The organism is Mesorhizobium sp. Root552 (assembly GCF_001427285.1).
In the GTDB taxonomy this organism is placed as follows: Bacteria; Pseudomonadota; Alphaproteobacteria; order Rhizobiales; family Rhizobiaceae; genus Mesorhizobium.
In genome coordinates this window covers 2,222-20,115 of sequence record NZ_LMFV01000062.1, presented here as the reverse complement: position 1 = coordinate 20,115, position 17,894 = coordinate 2,222, and the positions used below count along the sequence as shown (strand labels likewise).

Annotated in this window: 16 protein-coding genes; 8 read left to right on the top strand and 8 right to left on the bottom strand. The window is 60.5% G+C overall.

The genetic code is table 11. From position 1 onward, the window contains the following. Window positions 1–99: 99 nt before the first annotated feature. From ASD50_RS20945 to ASD50_RS20920, 6 genes are all read right to left on the bottom strand, one after another. Entirely contained in the window at window positions 100–2,193 is a 2,094-nt protein-coding gene (locus tag ASD50_RS20945) for a 3'-5' exonuclease (RefSeq protein WP_244484606.1), read from the bottom strand. After that, complete coding sequence (locus ASD50_RS24035) at window positions 2,190–3,467, bottom strand: hypothetical protein (RefSeq protein WP_244484605.1); 1,278 nt, start codon at window positions 3,465–3,467, stop codon at window positions 2,190–2,192. Before ASD50_RS24035 ends, ASD50_RS20945 begins: the two co-directional genes overlap by 4 nt. A gap of 129 nt (window positions 3,468–3,596) precedes the next feature. Beyond that, on the bottom strand, window positions 3,597–5,054 hold the full coding sequence (locus ASD50_RS20935; protein ID WP_056245910.1) for a type I restriction-modification system subunit M: 1,458 nt from the start codon (window positions 5,052–5,054) through the stop codon (window positions 3,597–3,599). Between the two features lie 3 nt (window positions 5,055–5,057). After that, window positions 5,058–7,499 (bottom strand): EcoAI/FtnUII family type I restriction enzme subunit R, encoded by a 2,442-nt coding sequence (gene hsdR, locus ASD50_RS20930; RefSeq protein ID WP_056246325.1) that lies wholly within the window; start codon window positions 7,497–7,499, stop codon window positions 5,058–5,060. A 290-nt stretch (window positions 7,500–7,789) separates the two neighbouring features. Further along, window positions 7,790–8,680 carry a DMT family transporter gene (locus ASD50_RS20925; RefSeq protein ID WP_056245903.1) on the bottom strand — a complete coding sequence of 297 codons (891 nt, stop codon included), beginning with the start codon at window positions 8,678–8,680 and terminating at the stop codon, window positions 7,790–7,792. A gap of 30 nt (window positions 8,681–8,710) precedes the next feature. Further along, a complete protein-coding gene (locus ASD50_RS20920; RefSeq protein WP_244484604.1) occupies window positions 8,711–9,133 on the bottom strand; it encodes a hypothetical protein in 423 nt (140 codons plus the stop codon). 200 nt (window positions 9,134–9,333) lie between these two features. On the opposite strand from ASD50_RS20920, the gene ASD50_RS20915 reads away from it, so the two are divergent. Further along, entirely contained in the window at window positions 9,334–9,630 is a 297-nt protein-coding gene (locus tag ASD50_RS20915; RefSeq protein ID WP_056245900.1) for a DUF982 domain-containing protein, read from the top strand. A 22-nt stretch (window positions 9,631–9,652) separates the two neighbouring features. Here the strand turns inward: ASD50_RS20915 and ASD50_RS20910 are convergent, their stop codons facing one another. Further along, window positions 9,653–10,966 (bottom strand): recombinase family protein, encoded by a 1,314-nt coding sequence (locus tag ASD50_RS20910; RefSeq protein WP_056245897.1) that lies wholly within the window; start codon window positions 10,964–10,966, stop codon window positions 9,653–9,655. Next, window positions 10,963–11,415: a DUF2924 domain-containing protein gene (locus tag ASD50_RS20905; protein WP_056245895.1), complete on the bottom strand. Its 453-nt coding sequence runs from the start codon at window positions 11,413–11,415 to the stop codon at window positions 10,963–10,965. The genes ASD50_RS20910 and ASD50_RS20905 overlap by 4 nt, the downstream gene beginning before the upstream one ends. Window positions 11,416–11,750: 335 nt before the next feature. On the opposite strand from ASD50_RS20905, the gene ASD50_RS20900 reads away from it, so the two are divergent. The 7 genes from ASD50_RS20900 to ASD50_RS20875 form a co-directional block, all read left to right on the top strand. Further along, entirely contained in the window at window positions 11,751–13,241 is a 1,491-nt protein-coding gene (locus ASD50_RS20900; RefSeq protein WP_056245890.1) for a hypothetical protein, read from the top strand. A 206-nt stretch (window positions 13,242–13,447) separates the two neighbouring features. Continuing rightward, entirely contained in the window at window positions 13,448–13,663 is a 216-nt protein-coding gene (locus ASD50_RS20895) for a helix-turn-helix transcriptional regulator (protein WP_056246320.1), read from the top strand. A gap of 5 nt (window positions 13,664–13,668) precedes the next feature. Then, the gene (locus tag ASD50_RS23330; RefSeq protein WP_156465207.1) at window positions 13,669–13,875 is read left to right on the top strand and encodes a hypothetical protein; all 207 of its coding nucleotides are present in this window, start codon (window positions 13,669–13,671) and stop codon (window positions 13,873–13,875) included. 65 nt (window positions 13,876–13,940) lie between these two features. After that, a complete protein-coding gene (locus ASD50_RS23450) occupies window positions 13,941–14,510 on the top strand; it encodes a hypothetical protein (RefSeq protein ID WP_056245887.1) in 570 nt (189 codons plus the stop codon). After that, entirely contained in the window at window positions 14,507–15,853 is a 1,347-nt protein-coding gene (locus ASD50_RS20885; RefSeq protein ID WP_056245885.1) for a phage/plasmid primase, P4 family, read from the top strand. The genes ASD50_RS23450 and ASD50_RS20885 overlap by 4 nt, the downstream gene beginning before the upstream one ends. A 229-nt stretch (window positions 15,854–16,082) precedes the next feature. Further along, window positions 16,083–17,399, top strand: coding sequence for a site-specific DNA-methyltransferase (locus tag ASD50_RS20880; protein ID WP_082549776.1), 1,317 nt, complete (start codon window positions 16,083–16,085; stop codon window positions 17,397–17,399). Further along, window positions 17,399–17,894 (top strand): hypothetical protein (locus tag ASD50_RS20875; RefSeq protein ID WP_200952442.1); only part of this gene is annotated, 496 nt, incomplete at its 3' end. The genes ASD50_RS20880 and ASD50_RS20875, both read left to right, overlap by 1 nt.

Below are 17,894 nucleotides of genomic sequence, written 5' to 3'. Positions count from 1 at the left end.
GGACGTCCGCTCCGCATAGCATCGAGGCGACGGCGCTCTGGCCGCAGACCATGGCGCCGCTCGCGCAGGCGATCCCGAGTCAGTGCTGCCCTGCTTCGGTCAGTTCCCCTTGAGGAAGTCGTCGACGAACTCGGAGACCGGATCAATACCTGTGACCAGAAGGTGGTCTCTGGCCCGGGTGCAAGCCACGTAGAGCAGGTGCCTTTCGGTGTTGTAGACCTCTTCGAGATCGGCATCGTCAGCGACCGCCTCGATCCGCTCGGACTGCGGAATCACCTCATCGTCGCAGGCCATCACGACCACCGACCGGAACTCCAGACCCTTGGCAAAGTGCATCGTGCTGATGGCGACCGCGCCGTCCTCAACCTCGACCTTTTCGCTTAGCTCAACAGCGCGAACACCCGCGGCTTTCACGGCAGCGCGGGCGCGCTTGAGTTCCGCATCGGACCGGACGAAGACACCGACTTCGCGAGGCGAGCAGCCCTCCTTCAGGCGGTCCGAGATCCAGGCAGCTACCGAGGCGCATTCGTGGTCGGCGTCACTGCAGGCCATGACCAGGGGTGGCGGTCCGTCAAACATGGACACCGTGCCACGCCGACCCTCGGTATTGCCGTCCACATCCGAAACGGTTGACGGCAGAAGCCGGTCCGCATGCAGGCGGATCTGGTGCGACGTGCGGTAATTGATGCGCAGGGTGAACGACCGGCCGCGAACGTCGAGCCCCAGCGCCTTCCATGAGAATGGTTGCTGAAAGATGCGCTGGCCCAAGTCACCCGCGAAGAAAAGCCCGTCGCTGCGCCCGGCTGCCAGAGCGGCGAAGAACCTGGCTTCTGCAACCCCCAGATCCTGCGCCTCGTCGATCACCGCGAAGTCGTAAGGCCGGGCGCCACCGTTGGTCATGCTGTCTGCCAGGCGCCCGAAGACATCGGACCAGGTCAACTGACCTCGCTCCGCCAGGCCGTTTCTGACGCGCTCGTAGATTGCCCAGAGGGTTTCACGTTGTTTGCCGCCGATCCGCGTCTTGCGCCCCAGCCGCGACACGTCACGATAATCTTCCCATGACCGCAGCTGCCAGGCATCGACGACATCGTTCCATTCCCCGATCAGGAACTGCGTCGAGAAGCGGTGGCCTTCGACCTCGGTCGCTGCCTTGGCAATCAGAGACTTGATCAGCGAGGCCGGCACGATCTGGGGCTGACCGAAGCGTTCCGTGTAGAGGTCATAGCCAACAGCGGAGATCGCCTTCACGACGATCCTGGAAGAGACCTGCGGTTCGTTTCCCGCCAGGCTGGCCAGCTTGTGGCGCAGCGAGTTGGCCAGAGCCTTCGAGAAGGTCGTCAGCAGGACGGTCGCCTGTGGGTTCACACGGGCCAGATGCACGGCGCGGTGCAGGGCGACGATGGTCTTGCCCGTGCCGGCCGAACCGGAAACCCGGGCCGGGCCGGAGAAGGAGCGCTCTACCATATCGGCCTGGGCGGGGTGCAGGAACACCGCCCACTTGTCCCACGGATAATCCAGTGCCTGCTTCAGTTCTTCGGCATTGGTCAGCACGCGGAAGCGCCGCTGGGCGTCGGGATGTGCGAAGGGATCGGCTTCGACCGGCGCAGGCTCGGGCGGCTGCGGTTTCTCGCCCACGGCCAGTTTCAGCAGCGCCTCCTGCGCCTCCTGCGGCAGGTGCCCGATGATGTCGAACAGCGTGTCCTCGGTTGCTGCCCGGACATCGTTCACCCATTCCTCGGGCACGCCGAAGGCCATCAGTTCGAACTTGCGCAGGTTGTCGAACAGGAGGGGAGCTGGCTTGGCGGAGGGCGGCGGTGTGGCCACCACCTCCTTCGGTTTGAAGATCTCCACCTCTTCGACCCGTTCACGCACCTCGACCAGCTGCATGGCGCCGGTCGTCGGGTGGCGTTCGATCTTGCGCCGTTCCGCCCATTTGTAGGCGTCGTCGTGGTGGTCGACGTAAACCAGCAGGATCCTGGCGGCCGTGCGGTGGACGATGAGCCGGATGTCGGCATTCACCCGCACCGACCAGAAGTTCGTGTCCTTGGCCCGGTCCAGCTTGTGGAACGACAGCCCGTTCGAACTCGGGTCCAGCTGCAGATCGAAAGCGGTGGTCTTGGCCGCCTTCTGCTCCTGCGCCGTCAGACGGCCGAGGCTGTCGGTGAAGGTGTCGGCGATGCGGAACTCGATCATACCGCAAATACCTTCATCACCTCGTCCCCGAGATGGTTGATCACCTTCACCGCGATACGCCCCGATTTCGGCTTCTCGAACGGACGCGAGGTGTCGGAATAGAGGCTCTCCCAGGCCTCCTCGTCGATCTCGGCCTTCAGCGTGGTCTTCAGCGCCTTGTAGGGGTCGTTGGCGCCAAGGAAATAGGCGTGGCGGACGAAGAACGACTCCTCGTTGTAATCGGTGTCGAGCATCCACAGGGCGATGCCGTCGGTGCCTTCGCTTTGCACCTCGCCGGTCTGGGGTTTGAACACGTCCACGCCGAAGACCTGGACCTGCATCATGCCGTCGCCTGCGTCGGTGATGCGGATATCCGGCTCGCCAAAGATCACGAACAGGTTGCCGGCGCCGGTGGATTTCAACTCCCCGCCCATGTGCAGGTCTGGGTTCATCCGGGCCTTCAGCACGCGGATGCGGCCCAGCTTGTCGAACTCGGAACTGTGGGCGTCGTAGTTGAAGGCGCAGCATATCAGCACGTCGAAACCGGCGTCCCCAGCCTCGCGCGCGGCGGCGACCAGATCGGGGCGCGAGACGGTGCCGAATTCGGGGCCGATGAACACGCCGGCGCGGCGCTGGACCTCGCCTTCCATGAAGGTTCCCTCGGCGGCGATCCAGTTGCCGGGCCAGCCGTGCAGGCTGGTGAAGGTGATCCGGTCCTCCTTATGCGCCTGCTGCACGCCGGCGGCTTTCAGGTTCTCCAGGATCATATGGGCAAAGTCGGAAAAGTCGCGCGGGGTCTCGGCGGCGCGGCGCCTGCCCTCGGCGGCTTCAAAGGTGTCGATCAGCTCGTCATCCCAATCGACGGCAAGGGTGCGGTGCGGCGACAGGCTTTCGACGGTGAAGGGGCCGGCGACGCGGACCCTGGATTTGTCGTCGAAGGGCTTGTCGTAGAGATATTCGAAATCGGCCTTGGCGGCGATCGAGGCGTCGATTTCGCGTTGCCGACTGATGCGGGCCTCCCAGAAGGCGGCGAGGGATTCTTGCGCGGCGGCGGGCCAGCCAGAGGGGGACTCGCGCGGGATTTCCCATTCCATGAAGCCGTTCGCCGGGGCCAGCTCACCAGAGGGGAGCTTCACCTCGCCCGTCGCGGTGAAGTCGATCCTTGCGCCGGCGCGGCCGCCGGATTCGACCTTGAAGGGCTGGGCGTGGCCGGCAAGGGCGGCGTTCAGCGCCGCGCGCGCGTCTTCGACCGCAGGTTGCAGCCGGTCCCAGATCACGTCGATCTCGGCCCGCATCCTGCGGCACTAGCTTGCCGCGCACGGCCAGATCGAGAATGAATCGACGCAGCCGCGCAATCGCGTCGGGCGCATCGGCGATCTTCTCGTAATGCGCCAGCAGTCGTTCCGTGTTCATCGGGCCGCCACTCATCGAAGAAGGGCCGCGGCGAGGATCGCCTTCAACTGGTCGCGATAGGCCGCTGTCTCGGCCTCGGCTTTTGCCAAATCGGCCAGCAACGTTTCCGGGTCGCCATGATCCTCGGCGACCATATGCGGATTCTTGATATCAAGGTTATAGCCGAGTGCCTTCACCTCCTCGGCGGTGACGCGCCATGCCTGCGGGCCTTCCTCGCGACCCTTGCGCTCCTTACCGCCCCACCAGTCGATACAGCCTTGGAAATGCTCCAGCCGGATTGGCCTGGTCATCGAATAGGCTTTCTGGCCCTCCGGCACCCGGTGCTCGTAGAACCAGATGTCCTGTGTCGGCGTGCCCTTCTCGAAAAACAGCAGATTGGTGCCGATCGAAGCATAGGGCTTGAACACCGAATTGGGCAGGCGGACGATGGTGTGGAGGTTGCACTCCTCCATCAGATGCTCCTTGAGCCGCGTTTTGACGCCCTCGCCGAATAGCGTGCCGTCCGGCAGCACCACCGCGGCACGGCCGTCCTTCTTGAGCAGCCGGATGATCAGAGCCAGAAAAAGATCGGCGGTTTCCTTGGTACGGAAATGTGCTGGGAAGTTGCTCTCAATGCCATCTTCCTCGCGCCCTCCGAAGGGCGGATTGGTGACGACGATATCGACGCGCTCGTCCTTGCTCCATGAAATCAACGGCCGGGCCAGCGTGTTGTCGTGCTTGACGAAGCTCGGGTCCTCGATGCCGTGCAGCAGCATGTTGGTGACGCACAACATGTGCGGGAGCTGCTTCTTCTCCACTGCGAGCAATGCGCCTTGCATCGTCTCACGTTGCTTCGGCGTGCGAACGTATTCCTTTTCCATATGGCGGATGGCGCAGGTGAGAAAGCCGCCCGTGCCGCAGGCAGGATCGAACAGGATTTCGCCCGGATGAGGGTCGATCCGATCGACCATGAAGGCGGTGACGGCGCGCGGCGTATAATATTCGCCGGCATTGCCGGCCGATTGCAGATCGTTGAGCAGTTGCTCGTAGAACTCGCCAAAATGTCGCCGCTCGTCGAGATTGTTGAAATCAACCTCATTGATCTTGTTGACCACCTGGCGCAGCAACTGGCCGGATTTCATATAGTTGTAGGCATCTTCGAACACATCGCGCACGACGCGGCGGCGATCGCCGGGCTTGCCAGTGAGTTTTAGATCCTTGAGCGCAGGGAACAGTTCATCGTTGACGAAATCGAGAAGGGTTTGCCCGGTGATGCCCTCCGGGTCAGCGGCCCAGTTGCGCCACTGGAGTTTTTCGGGGATCGGCGAGCGGTAGTTATCCTTGGTCAGTTCAAGTTCCTGATCCTGGTCGTCGATGATTTTGAGGAAGAAAAGCCAGGTAAGCTGGCTGATGCGCTGCGCGTCGCCATCCACGCCCACGTCCTGGCGCATGATGTCCTGAATGGATTTGACGGTGGTGCGGACGATCATCGGCTATGCGATCTCCTGATATATCGCGTTCTGCATTTCGCGGACGGCTTGTTCAAAACCCTGCTTGCCGCCGAACGCCTTGATGAGTTGCACGACGCTGCCCATCGCGGTGAAAGGCGTGACCTTCAGCACGTTGGTATCATCCAGATTGAGCACGCCATCGTCGGCGTATTTTGCCAGAAGGGCATCAAGCACCGCTCGGGCTTGTGGTCCATATTTTGTGAACACATCACGCTTTCTGACGTTCTCGGCCCGCTCCCGGCGCGTCAGCGGCTTTCTGTCGAAGGCGACGTGGCAAATCAGATCGAATGGGTCAAGGTTTTTGCCGAGTTCCTTGGAGATGAGGTCGAGCGGCAACCCTTCTGCTGCCAATTCCTCGATGATCGCCTGCTTGCGCTCGGCCGACTTCCAGCGCTTGAGGAAATCGTCGAGGCTGGCGAAACGCTTCTGCAGCGCCTTCTTGGTGAAGTCGCGCAAACTCTCAGTGACAAGTTTACCGCTCTCATCGAGATATTCGACCCGTTCCGCCACAATGGTCGCGCCGATACCGTCGACATAAATCTTGCGCTGACGCTCACCACCGCCGGTTGGACCTGATGGATCGACGGGGTTGATGAGGACTGTTTCGTCCCCGTCGAGCCCAGATGACGGATCGTCACTCCCCTCGGACGGCTCCGGCGGTAAAATTGGTTCACCTGATCCGGGTGTAGAGATCTGAACCGGTTCGCCGTCGAAATCGGGATCGGCGAAATGGCTGCTGGCGCCACGAAAATCCATCAGCGTGAAATAATACTTGCTGGTGTCTTCATGAACGCGGGTGCCGCGTCCCACGATCTGCTTGAACTCGGTCATGGAACCGACTTCGCGGTCGAGCACGATCAGGCGGCAGGTCTGCGCATCGACGCCGGTGGAAAGCAGGCGCGAGGTGGTGACGAGCACCGGATATCTGGATTCCGGGTCGATGAAGTTGCCGAGTTCCGCTTGGCCTTCTGCATCGCCGCCGGTAATGCGCATCACGTAGCGGTGGTTTTCTGCAACCAGGTCTGCATTTTCGTTGATGAGAGCCTGGCGCATACGGGCTGCATGTTCCTGATCGACGCAGAACACGATGGTCTTCTGAAAGCGATCGCCGCTTTGTTTCAGAAATTCCGTGACTTTCTGCGCCACCAGCTTGGTGCGGTCATCGATCACCAACGTGCGATCGAAATCCTTGGCGTTGTAGATGCGGTCCTCGACCTCCTCACCATCGCGATCGAGTTGACCCTTCTCCGGTCGATAGCCTGACACGTCGCGGTCGATGTGAACCTTGATGACCTTGTAGGGCGCCAGAAAACCGTCGCTGATGCCCTGACGCAGCGAATACGAGTAAACCGGCTCGCCGAAATAGGCGATATTGGAGACGTATTCGGTTTCCTTCGGCGTCGCGGTCAGGCCGATCTGTGTGGCCGAGGAAAAATAGTCCAGGATTTCCCGCCATGCCGAATCCTCCGCCGCGCTGCCGCGATGGCATTCGTCGATGACGATCAGGTCAAAGAACCCGGGTGAGAATTCGCGATAGAGCTTCTGGCGCTCCTCCGGGCCGGTGATCGCTTGGTAAAGCCCCAGATAGACCTCGAAGGCTGTGTCGATCCGCCGCTTCCGGTCGAGTGCCAGCGCCAGATCGACCTTGCTGCCGTCCTGGCGTTCGATTGTCTTGGCGTTGGTTGAGAGCTTGGCCATCGCCGCACCGAAGGGGCGAAAATCATTCACCATCGTCTGGTCGATCAGAACGTTGCGATCGGCCAAAAACAGAATGCGCTTCTTGCGGCCAGCCTTCCAAAGCCGCCAGATGATCTGGAAAGCGGTGTAGGTCTTGCCGGTGCCCGTCGCCATGACCAGCAGAACGCGATCGCGACCTTTGGCGATGGCCTCGATTGCGGCGTTGATGGCGTTTACCTGATAATAGCGCGGGCTCTTGCCGCTACCGTCATCATAGTAGTCCTCAAGAACGATCTGCTCGGCTTCATCATCGAGGCTTTTCCAAGCGCGGTAACGCGCCCACAGATCGGCAGGCGAAGGAAAAGCGTTAAGCCGGAGATTGATCTCACGCGGATTACTCGCGCCCGTCCGGTCATGGAACAGGAAGCCGTCGCCGTTGGAGGAGAACACGAAAGGAATATCAAGCGTCTCGGCATAACCGAGCGCCTGCTGCATACCGTCACCAACGCTGTGGTTGTTGTCCTTCGCCTCGATCAACGCGATCGGCAGGTTCGGCTTATAGTAGAGAATATAGTCGGCGCGCTTGGCCTGTCCGCGCGTGACGAGTTTGCCACGCACGATGATGCGCCCCTTGGTGAAGCTGAATTCTTCACGGATTTGCACCATCTCGTCCCACCCTGCGTTGCGCAGCGCAGGTGTGATGAATTTTGTGCAGATGTCGCGCTCGCTGAGCGTATATTTATCCATCGCGCCCCTCACCGCCGCGACGGGATGTTTCAACAGAAACGTTACGACGCGACTTCTCGACCCCTCGCATCAGTTAGCATTTACGCTCCTGAATCAGAAACAAGGTTTCTTCCGCGAGAATTTCCCCAAAGATCAAATTTGCCGAAGATGCGGCGTTTCGCAACCATTACTTGCCAGCCAAAGAGGTCAATCCCGCCTTGTCGATAAATGTGAGATTGGCCCGGCTCTACCAGCGCTGCCTCTCCCACTCGACCGGAAGCGGCTTCACCGGCCTTTACCTCGCAGGGCGTTCATCTCGTGGGCTCGCCTTGCGGGGATTTTCGCCGTTGCGAGGCGGCGAGCGCTAGGGCGACACCGCCAATGATGCCGGCCGTCGCAACGATCAGACGGCCAGTCAGCGCCTCCCCCAGGAAGACGACCCCTCCGACAGCGGCAATGGCCGGCACGGTCAACTGCACGAAGGCGCCACGTGCCCGCGACAAGCTCGGCAGGACGCTGTACCAGACGAAATAGCCCAGACCGGAAGCCACCACGCCCGAGATCAGCGCGTAGACAACGCCTTCAAGCCCTGGCTTTAACCGAAATATCCCGGCGACGATCAGAACAAGACCCACCGGCGTGCAGCGCATGAAATTGCCGGCGGTATCGGCCAGTGGCGATTGTGAGCCTCGCCCGACAAGGGAATAGGCGGCCCAGGAGACACCTGCAATCGCCATCAGGACCGAACCGGTGGGTGACGGCGCGACCAGACCTGGTGAAACAAGATAAACCAGCGCACCGAATGCAACGACAATCCCCGTCCACTCCAATGGTGCCGGCCGATCCCCCTTGATCACCGCCCAGACAAGCATTCCGATCTGGACGCTCGCGAAGAGAATGAGAGCACCAGGTGCCGTTGCAATCATCACATAGGCAATCGAGAAGGTTGTGGCATAGAGCAACAGGGCCAGCGCCCCCGACCAGCTACCGCCCATCGATCCGCTGACGCGCCCGAGCTTGCCTGAGCCCGCCTTCTGCGCTTTCCACTGCATGATCATCGCCAGCATGATCGCTCCGGAAACGAGCCGGGTCCCGGTATAGGCCCATGGGTCGATGCCACCCTTGGAAAGCGCTAATCTCGCCAAGACCGAATTGGCAGCGAAGGCAAGCATCGCGATCGATGTCCAGATTGCCAGTCTCACACCACCCTCCCTGCGGCATCGTTGAACCAGTTACGAGCACGGGGGCGTGGCTGTAAAGTGCTCCTTCTGCCTCTCCCACTCCACCGGAAACGGCTTCATCAACTTGGCCAGCGTGATCTCCGGCCCCTGTCTGCCGTCGAGAATGGCCTCGACGATTGCCGGCGCCAGCAGCGTGAGGCGCAGGACGCGGCTGACATAAGATGCGTTGATCTTCTCGGCAGCGGCAATGTCCTCGACGGTAGCATGAACGCCAGTTTCCAGCAGCTTGCGCCAGCGAAAGCCCCGGGCAATGGCTTTCACCATCGTGTTGTCGATGCGGGGGCGTGGCGGCGCCCATGATGAAATACCATCTGGCAGGACAATCTGCTTGCGGCCGCCGCGCGCCTTGAACCTCATCGCAATTGTGACCGTGATCACCGGGACATCGCTATTGATATCCATCGTCTCCATCATCTTGCACTCATCCTTGAATTCCATGGCTTGTGAACCGATATCGGAGATGGGTTAAGCGGGCGTCGTTGACGGATTTTCACGGCACCACCATCTGCACCTCCGAAGCGCGGCGTGTACCGCCGCCGCCGGCAAATGTTGCCTGGATGTCATAATGCCTGAGACCGTCATCGCGATCCGCACATTTTGAATGGAGTGCAGCAATGGGTGCCCGGTCTTTTCCACCACTCTGGATCACCTTTCCTGGCGCGACCCCTCGTCGCGTCGACAATGCGTTCGAAGCGCTGGAGTGCCTGAACGACGACTGGCCAAAACGTGACAGTTCCTGGCGTCACGCCTTTCAGGCATGCCGGGACGCTCTTGACGGCTTCATTCCAGCCATGGCCGCTCGTCGCGCTTTTGTGACGGCGCTACAGGTGGTGGACGCCGAGATCACCGATGAGCCGAGACAGAGAGTTCCAGTCGACGTGGAGCCTCGGACTTCAGCAACAAGGGAATGAGCGCTGGCAAAAGCCCTTGGCATCAGGCTGCATCCCTTATTCGCTCTCGCTCTTGCAATTCCGCAACAAGGCTGGCCAGACCCTGCGTGCGCAGGCGGATGGCAAGGCCGTCGGTGGAGAGGTCCACCCGCTCGACCAGCAGCTGCACGATGCGGGCCTGCTCGGCCGGGAACAGTTCGTTCCAGATCGGATCGAGACGCTCCAGCGCCTCGCGAACTTCCGCCTCCGGCAAACCGTCAATTTCGGGCCGGGCCGCGCGCCAAGTGCCGATGATGATTTCCGGCACACGTAGAAGTCCGCGCAACTGATCGAGGACAGCCATCTCCACTTCGGCAGCCGGCACGCGAGCGATGGGACACGCGTCGGCACCACGTTTCAGGACCGACTGGCTGACATAGTAGCGATAAAGCTTTGTGCCCTTCCGGGTGTGGGTCGGCGAGAAAGCTGCGCCATCAGGGCCGAAGATCAGGCCCTTCAACAAGGCCGGTGTCTGCGCCCGCGTATTGCTGGCGCGCTTGCGGGGGCTCTCCAGAAGGATGGCGTGCACCTTGTCCCACAGCACATGATCGATGATCGGCCTATGCTCGCCGGGATAGCTTTCGCCCTTGTGCACCGCCTCACCAATATAGATCCGGTTGTTCAAAAGCTTGTAGAGAAAGCCCTTGTCGATCAGCTTACCGCTGCGCGTGCGCACATTTTCGGCTGCAAGGGTTTTCGCCAGCACCGTGGCCGAGCCGATGGAAACGAACCGCTCGAAGATCATCCGCACCGTGGCGGCTTCGGTTTCCTCGATCACCAGCTTGCGGTTGTCGACCCTGTAGCCAAGCGGAACGATACCGCCCATCCACATGCCCTTCTGCCGAGACGCCCGGATCTTGTCGCGGATGCGCTCGGCCGTCACCTCCCGCTCAAACTGGGCGAAGGAGAGCAGGATGTTAAGCGTCAGCCGTCCCATCGAGGTGGTGGTATTGAACGACTGCGTCACGGAAACGAAGGTGACGCCATTCCTGTCGAATATTTCCACCAGCTTCGAGAAATCCATCAGCGAACGCGACAGGCGGTCGATCTTGTAGACGACCACCACGTCGACGAGGCCGTCCTCGATATCGGCCAGCAGCTGTTTCAACGCCGGCCGCTCCAGCGTACCACCGGAGATGCCGCCATCATCATACTGATCGCGGACCAGAACCCAGCCCTCGGCGCGTTGGCTGGCAATATAGGATTCGCACGCCTCGCGCTGCGCATGCAGGCTGTTGAACTCCTGCTCCAGCCCTTCCTCGGAGGATTTTCGGGTGTAGACGGCGCAGCGCAGCTTGCGGATGGTAGGCTTGGTCATGTCCGGCTCCGATGGTTTTTCAGGCCAAAGAAGATCCAGCCATTCCAGCGCGTGCCGGTAATAGCGCGGGCAACCGAGGACAGGCTCTTGTAGGGCCGTCCCTGCCATTCATAACCATCGGCCAGCACGGTGACGGTGTGCTCGACACCCTGCCACTCGCGGATCAACCTTGTTCCGACAATCGGCCGGTCATCGGCGCGATGGCGGCGCACCACCATGTTGCCGCCATCAAGCTGCTCGCCCAAAACTTCCAGCCGCTCGATGGTTTCCGGCTTTAATCCGCCATAGGCCAGTTCCTGGATGCGGTATGCCAGCCGGCTTTCCAGAAAACGGCGATTGAAGGCCGGTGGCTCGGTATCGAACAACTCGCGCCACTGGTTCTTCAGGTCTGGGGTCGAGGCCGCCTTCAGCGCCATCAGACGTGCGGGAATTGGATCGGTGATCGTCATGCTGTTCTCCGGTCGCTTGGAGTTGCATGACGGCATTCGTCGAGCGTGTAGTCGACGCAACTATTCTCCCTTTGAGCAGATAGTCTGCTTGACTGTCGTGCACGTAGCCGGATCAATCCGGCGCTCAATATCGTCGCGATTTCGACCAAGCGTTCGGCCGCGGTCATGAGATTTGGTGAGATTGGGTTTGGGCCAGACAAATCAGTTGTATTCCGGATCTCGCTAGCCAAGATCTAGCTGTCTCGAACTGGTCGCACCACCTGACGTCGAATTGCCGTGGATTGGCGCGCAGAAAACTGCAATGCTGCGCACTATTGCGTACGGTACCATTGCTCATGCCGGACCTGATTCCCGAAGGCTGCATTTCTCTGCGTGCGGCGTATGATTCGTTTGTTTTGGGCCTCTGGTTTGGCCACGACCCTGTGGCCGAACTTCACGACATGATCACCTACAAGGAGTGCCCACCGCAGATTGTAGGCCCGAGCAAAGCTTCCTTGGATAAGGTGACCAATTCGCTGTTGGATGAGTTCAGGAACGCTTTCGCAACGGGCTCGCTGAGCGCGTTGGTGAGGGTAGCTGGTGCTTCCGAGAATTCTGCCATTCCCCAAGATTCCTGGGGCTCGGTGTATTTCCCCGAACGAGCCTTCCTGGAAGACCAGATCGTGCACCGGCACGGCGGGTATTGGGACGGCCTGGTTGGGCGTACGCCCTTTGTGAGGCAAAACGAGTTCGACCCCTGGCTGGCGGCGAAGATTGAGCGAAAAAATTATACAGAAGCGGTTCCCTCTGCATCCATTCAGGCGTTACGGACACATTTGATCGGGCTTGCCGCGAATGGGCTGCTGGCCTCCGGCGAAATCGAGCAACTGGCATCAAAATGGGGACTTTTGCCCATTGCGTCGAGACCGCCGGAAGGAAGTTGCGATCCGATGGGCCTGTCCCATTGGACATTGGCGATGGCGGTGTCATGGATCGCCTGGCGCGACATCAGTTGCGTGCGCGAGGCGATGGATGCTTATCGATCCGACTGCTGGGAATGGACTTCGTTTAATCGACGATTTCTCGACGGAGACGGCCCCTACGAGATATCTGGCGAAGAGCTGGTAACGCTCGGACCGCTGAGCCTCTCACACCTTTGCGGACTGGAGGCCGTCGGTTCCGACGCCTGGCATCTCCCCATGCTCATGTCCATCAAAAGCGCACGAGAGACACTCTGGCGGCATCTGGGCCAAGGAGACATCTCAGCGGCAGCCTTCGATGATGCTGGTGATCATGTGATCGTACCCCAACATCAATGGGCCGCCCTGGAGCTTGCTGCAAGCCGCAGCGGCCAGGATTACCTTTGCTTTCTTCATGACTCGCTTAGAGCGGCATACACCGAGATAATGCTTCCAAGTTCGGGGATCCGAACTCTATGGCCGCCGTCATTGCCAGATGAGACAGGGCAACCTGCGACTATGATGGCACAACCGAGGCCGATCGCCCTCGAAATCGAAGAGCAGATTCACCGCATCTTGTTCGCTGATGGACCAGTTCTCGAGGGCCGAAGGTGTGAGCTATTCATGCTGCTCGCTGAACAATTTTTGATAGACCGAGAGGAAGGACTGGCGAAAACGGAGTACCGCTTTACCCCTACACGGTGCATCACGACCAAAATGTCGATCTCGGAGCAAAACCTTCGTCAGCATGTTAAGCGCATAAGACAGTCGCTCGAGAAACAGTTTGTGGGTTGCGTGGGGTATTCGGTCGAAGGTGATAGGATCCTCGAGAGCCAAAACTGGACCGGCTATCGACTTAATCCTGACCTGATTCTCAAGAAGAAGTGAAACGTGACTGTCACGTAAATTAAGTGACATTGTCGTGACACTTGGCCATTTCCTTGAAAAGGTTGCATAATTTGGTGCATCCCTGTCACGCCTTTCTTCCAGCTGAGCATATCTGCAAACCCGCGCAAACCTGACAATTCCTGCCATCGACAACGCTTTAGCGGGTGCATCGGCGCAACTGCGAAAAGCCGGCTCAGGAGCCCAACATGGCAGAGACCTTTCCCATCTACCTCAACCAACAGGAACTTGCCCGCCGCTGGCGCCTGAGCCCGCGCACGTTGGAACGCTGGCGCTGGTTGAAGACTGGCCCGCATTACCACAAGCTTGGCGGCAAGATCGTCTACGCCTTGACGGATGTGGAGGCCTACGAACGCCGCCGTCGCGCTGAAACCCACTCCTCGATCCTTGGTTCGTGGGAGTGATCATCATGAAATCAAAAAGAGTTGGCCCGCGAGCGCTGGCAGGCGCTGGCCGGGCCGCTGTCAAGATGCCGGTGAGCAAAGATGACGTCGAAACTTCTACTCCAAACCCCCTCAACCTTCAACTTCATCTTCTTCTGTCCCGCTATGCCATCTCTGCCGACCTGGCACTGGTGATTGCTGAACATGCCTTCCTTGCGGGGAGGACGCGATGACCGGATTTTTTCAGGCTAGCCGGATAACTGATCGCAAGACTTGTTCGCAGGATGGGAGGATCAGCATGATAGAACATGTCCTCCTTGCCGCGCGCTGCGAATTGCATGAACTCGCCGATGCACGCCTGGTCGAGACTTTGGCGATTGTGAGGGCGCTGGGCATCGACCTCAGGGTAGTCGGCTGCCATATCGGCGGGATCGTCGTGACATCGATCTCGCTCTATCCTGGCGCCCGCTTCGACTTCTCGGTCGTGGACGACAACGAGGCCTTGGTGTTCGAGGCAATTGGCGCCGACGACGAGACGGTCGTCGACCTCGTCGCCATCCCGCTCGCCAACAAGGCTGCGGTCACGACGATGTTCGGCAGATGCGCACTGCTTGGGCTCTGCGCAGCGCTCAATCCGGCTACCTATTTCATGGGCGGCAGCCTCGCCGTTCACGAAACCGCGCTCGAGTGGCTGAGGACGGCCTGCCGCGGCGCCGCCATCGTCGATGCCGGTCAGGCGGCACGTATCCTGCGCGACCTGCAGGGTCCGATCGCTGCCGCCAACATGTTGCATGGCCGCAGGCTGAAGTCGCTCATCGACACCGTTCCGACGCCCTCAATTCTGGTTCCAGAGAGGCGCGTTGCATGACCGGCGACCTGATACCCCTCACCGGCCCCCTTGCCGAGGAGAACTGCCCGCCGGCCTTCTCTGACGACGCACTCGCTCTGCAATTTGCGGATCAGCATCGAGATGACCTGCGCTACGTCGCGGCGTGGAGTAAATGGCTGCGCTGGACTGGAAAGTGGTGGCAGATTGACGAAACGCTGTTCGCCTATGACCAGGTACGAGCCATTTGCAGGCAGGCAGCTTCCGAGTGCAATGATGGCAAGATTGCCTCATCCATTGCCAATGCTAGGACCGTGGCCGCCGTTGAGAGATTGGCAAAGTCCGACCGCAGACTGGCTGCGGACGCCGATCAATGGGACGCAGACCCCTGGCTTCTCAACACGCCGGACGGCATTGTCGATCTGCGGACCGGCGGAACGCGCCCGCATAGCCCCCTAGACTACTGTACAAAAATTACCGCAGCCTCGGCGGAAGGAAGTTGTCCCAGCTGGCTGTCGTTCCTCGATCGTATTACCGCTGGCGACAGGGATCTCCAGCACTTCGTACAACGCATGTTCGGCTACACGCTGACCGGAGATACCTCGGCACATGCGCTGTTTTTCCTTTTCGGCAGTGGTGCCAACGGCAAGTCGGTGATGATCGATACGGTCGCGGGCATTCTAAAAGATTACCATCGGACCGCAGCGATCGAAACGTTCACGGCATCATCTTCGGAGCGGCATCCAACCGATTTGGCGGGCCTTCGCGGCGCGCGGCTGGTGACGGCAATCGAGACGGAGGAAGGACGTCGCTGGGCGGAGAGCCGCATCAAGACATTGACGGGCGGCGACAGGATTGCAGCGCGTTTCATGCGCCAGGACTATTTTGAATTCTCACCACAGTTCAAACTGGTCATCGCCGGCAACCACAAGCCGGGGCTTCGCTCTGTCGACGAAGCCATCCGGCGCAGGCTCCATCTGCTGCCCTTTAGGGTGACTATTCCTCCAGAGGAACGCGATCCTCACCTGCCAGACAAGCTGAAGGGCGAATGGCCGGGCATTTTTTCTTGGATGATCCAGGGCTGCCTGAACTGGCAACGGGAGGGGCTGATCCCACCAAAGGCGGTGCAGGACGCGACCGCTGCCTATCTCGACGCCGAAGACGTCGTCGCGGCCTGGATCGATGACTGCTGCGTGCGTGACCCGAGCCGATGGACCTCCAGCACCGTCTTGTTTGAATCGTGGAAGGCCTGGGCCGACGAGGCCGGCGAGTTCATAGGCTCCGCAAAACACCTTAGCCAGACCCTCGAGACGAAAGGTTTCCAGCCCAATCGAAAAATGACTGGTCGCGGGTTCCAGGGCATCGCCGTCAACGGACCCGACTGAGACGTTGCGCGCTCCATGACGGATATGACGCCTGTTATGCCATCCACCGTTCACGCGCGCGCGTAACGGCGGTAATCAGACAAAACGTCATATCCGTCATGGGCCTGATTTTAAGGGCGCTAATTGACGACCTTTGCGCAATCGAGCGAAGCGGTGAGAAAAACTGCTGGGATAGCAATAAGTTAGCTGCCATCTATACTTCCCGCATGAACCAAAGTGAGCGGGAAAAATGCATAAAGACAGCACCATCACCGACGAAATCCCGCCTACGACACCCGGCGATCCCGCGCCTCTAAAAGTGAACGAAGCCGCCGATCCTTGCCCTCTTGCCCTCGACTACCGCCCTGCCTGTGACCTGATCCCCTACGCGCGCAATGCCCGCACGCATTCGGATGCGCAGGTGGCGGACATTGCGGCGTCGATGCGGGAGTTCGGATGGACCAACCCCATCCTGGTTGACGGCGACAACGGCGTCATTGCCGGCCACGGCCGGCTGCTGGCGGCCCGCAAACTCGGGATGGCAGATGTGCCGGTGATCGAGCTTGCCGGTCTGAGCGCGGCGCAGAAGCGGGCCTATGTCATCGCCGACAACAGACTGGCCATGAATGCCGACTGGGATGCCGAGCTTTTGGCACTTGAGTTCGGCGACCTGCAGGACCTCGGCTTCGACCTGTCCCTCACCGGCTTCGGCGAGGAGGAGATCAGCAGCTTGATGAACCGGGGCACGCCCGGGCTCACCGATCCAGATGATGTGCCGGACGTTCCCGAGGTCGCCGTCAGCCGCCAGGGCGATCTGTGGCTGCTCGGCCAACACAGGCTTCTCTGCGGCGACAGTACCGATCGCGAAGCCGTAGAGCGTGTGCTGGGTGGCGTGAGGCCAAACCTCATGGTGACCGATCCTCCCTATGGCGTCGATTATGACCCCGAGTGGCGCCTGAGGGCTGGTGTGGCTGCCAGGGGCGAGCTTGCCACCGGCAAGGTGCTCAACGACGACCGGGCGGACTGGCGTGAGGCATGGGCGCTGTTTGGTGGCGATGTCGCAGGCCTGCATGCGGGGACCGTCGCCGACAGTCTTGCCGCCGCCGGCTTCCGGCTGCGCTCGCAGATCATCTGGGACAAGGGCCAGCTGGTGCTGTCGCGTGGCGACTATCACTGGCAGCATGAGCCGTGCTGGTATGCGGTGCGCGAGAGCGGCACAGGCCACTGGGCTGGTGACCGCCGGCAGACCACGGTCTGGCAGATCCCGAAGCCTGCCCGTAACGAAACCGGCCATTCGACGCAGAAGCCGGTTGAGTGCATGCCCCGCCCGATGGAGAACAACTCCTCACCCGGACAGGCCATCTATGAGCCATTCTGCGGCTCCGGCACCACCATCGTTGCGGCCGAGATGAGCGGCCGCTCCTGCCATGCCATCGAGCTCAATCCCGCCTATGTCGACATGGCCATTCTGCGCTGGCAGGCATTTACCGGCGGGGCCGCTATTCTGGACGGCAATGGCCGCGCCTTTGCGCAGGTCAAGGCAGATCGTACCAAGGGGAAAGACTGATGGGGCGCCCGAGACATCAGCCCGATGCTTACCATCGGCGTCAGGTCGAGACACTGGCCGGYTATGGCATTCCMGAGGCGGAAATTGCCGGCCTGATCGGCATCGATCCAAAGACCTTACGCCGCCATTACCGGCAGGARCTCGACCATGGCCATACSAAGGCCAATGCCAAGGTTGCCGAGAACCTTTATCGCAAGGCAACCGGCGAAGGGCGCGAGGCTGTTACCGCCGCCATCTTCTGGCTGAAGGCCCGGGCCAAGGCCAATGCCAAGGTTGCCGAGAACCTTTATCGCAAGGCAACCGGCGAAGGGCGCGAGGCTGTTACCGCCGCCATCTTCTGGCTGAAGGCCCGGGCCCGCTGGAAAGAGACCAATGTMAACGAGATTGCGGGTGTTCCAGGCCAGCCACTGAAACAGGTGCATGAGATCAGGCGCATCATCGTATCTCCGGCCGAGCGCGAGGAATGGAAGCGTGAACGAGACGAACGCGTCATGC

What these genes read in the sequence shown, in the direction of transcription:
- ASD50_RS23330 (WP_156465207.1), top strand. Translation starts at nt 13,669, where the DNA reads ATGAAATCAAAAAGAGTTGGCCCGCGAGCGCTGGCAGGCGCTGGCCGG.
- hsdR (WP_056246325.1), bottom strand. Translation starts at nt 7,499, where the DNA reads ATGGATAAATATACGCTCAGCGAGCGCGACATCTGCACAAAATTCATC.
- ASD50_RS20895 (WP_056246320.1), top strand. Translation starts at nt 13,448, where the DNA reads ATGGCAGAGACCTTTCCCATCTACCTCAACCAACAGGAACTTGCCCGC.
- ASD50_RS20910 (WP_056245897.1), bottom strand. Translation starts at nt 10,966, where the DNA reads ATGACCAAGCCTACCATCCGCAAGCTGCGCTGCGCCGTCTACACCCGA.
- ASD50_RS20915 (WP_056245900.1), top strand. Translation starts at nt 9,334, where the DNA reads ATGGGTGCCCGGTCTTTTCCACCACTCTGGATCACCTTTCCTGGCGCG.
- ASD50_RS24035 (WP_244484605.1), bottom strand. Translation starts at nt 3,467, where the DNA reads ATGCGGGCCGAGATCGACGTGATCTGGGACCGGCTGCAACCTGCGGTC.
- ASD50_RS20900 (WP_056245890.1), top strand. Translation starts at nt 11,751, where the DNA reads ATGCCGGACCTGATTCCCGAAGGCTGCATTTCTCTGCGTGCGGCGTAT.
- ASD50_RS20885 (WP_056245885.1), top strand. Translation starts at nt 14,507, where the DNA reads ATGACCGGCGACCTGATACCCCTCACCGGCCCCCTTGCCGAGGAGAAC.
- ASD50_RS20935 (WP_056245910.1), bottom strand. Translation starts at nt 5,054, where the DNA reads ATGATCGTCCGCACCACCGTCAAATCCATTCAGGACATCATGCGCCAG.
- ASD50_RS20945 (WP_244484606.1), bottom strand. Translation starts at nt 2,193, where the DNA reads ATGATCGAGTTCCGCATCGCCGACACCTTCACCGACAGCCTCGGCCGT.
- ASD50_RS20905 (WP_056245895.1), bottom strand. Translation starts at nt 11,415, where the DNA reads ATGACGATCACCGATCCAATTCCCGCACGTCTGATGGCGCTGAAGGCG.
- ASD50_RS20880 (WP_082549776.1), top strand. Translation starts at nt 16,083, where the DNA reads ATGCATAAAGACAGCACCATCACCGACGAAATCCCGCCTACGACACCC.
- ASD50_RS20920 (WP_244484604.1), bottom strand. Translation starts at nt 9,133, where the DNA reads ATGATGGAGACGATGGATATCAATAGCGATGTCCCGGTGATCACGGTC.
- ASD50_RS23450 (WP_056245887.1), top strand. Translation starts at nt 13,941, where the DNA reads ATGATAGAACATGTCCTCCTTGCCGCGCGCTGCGAATTGCATGAACTC.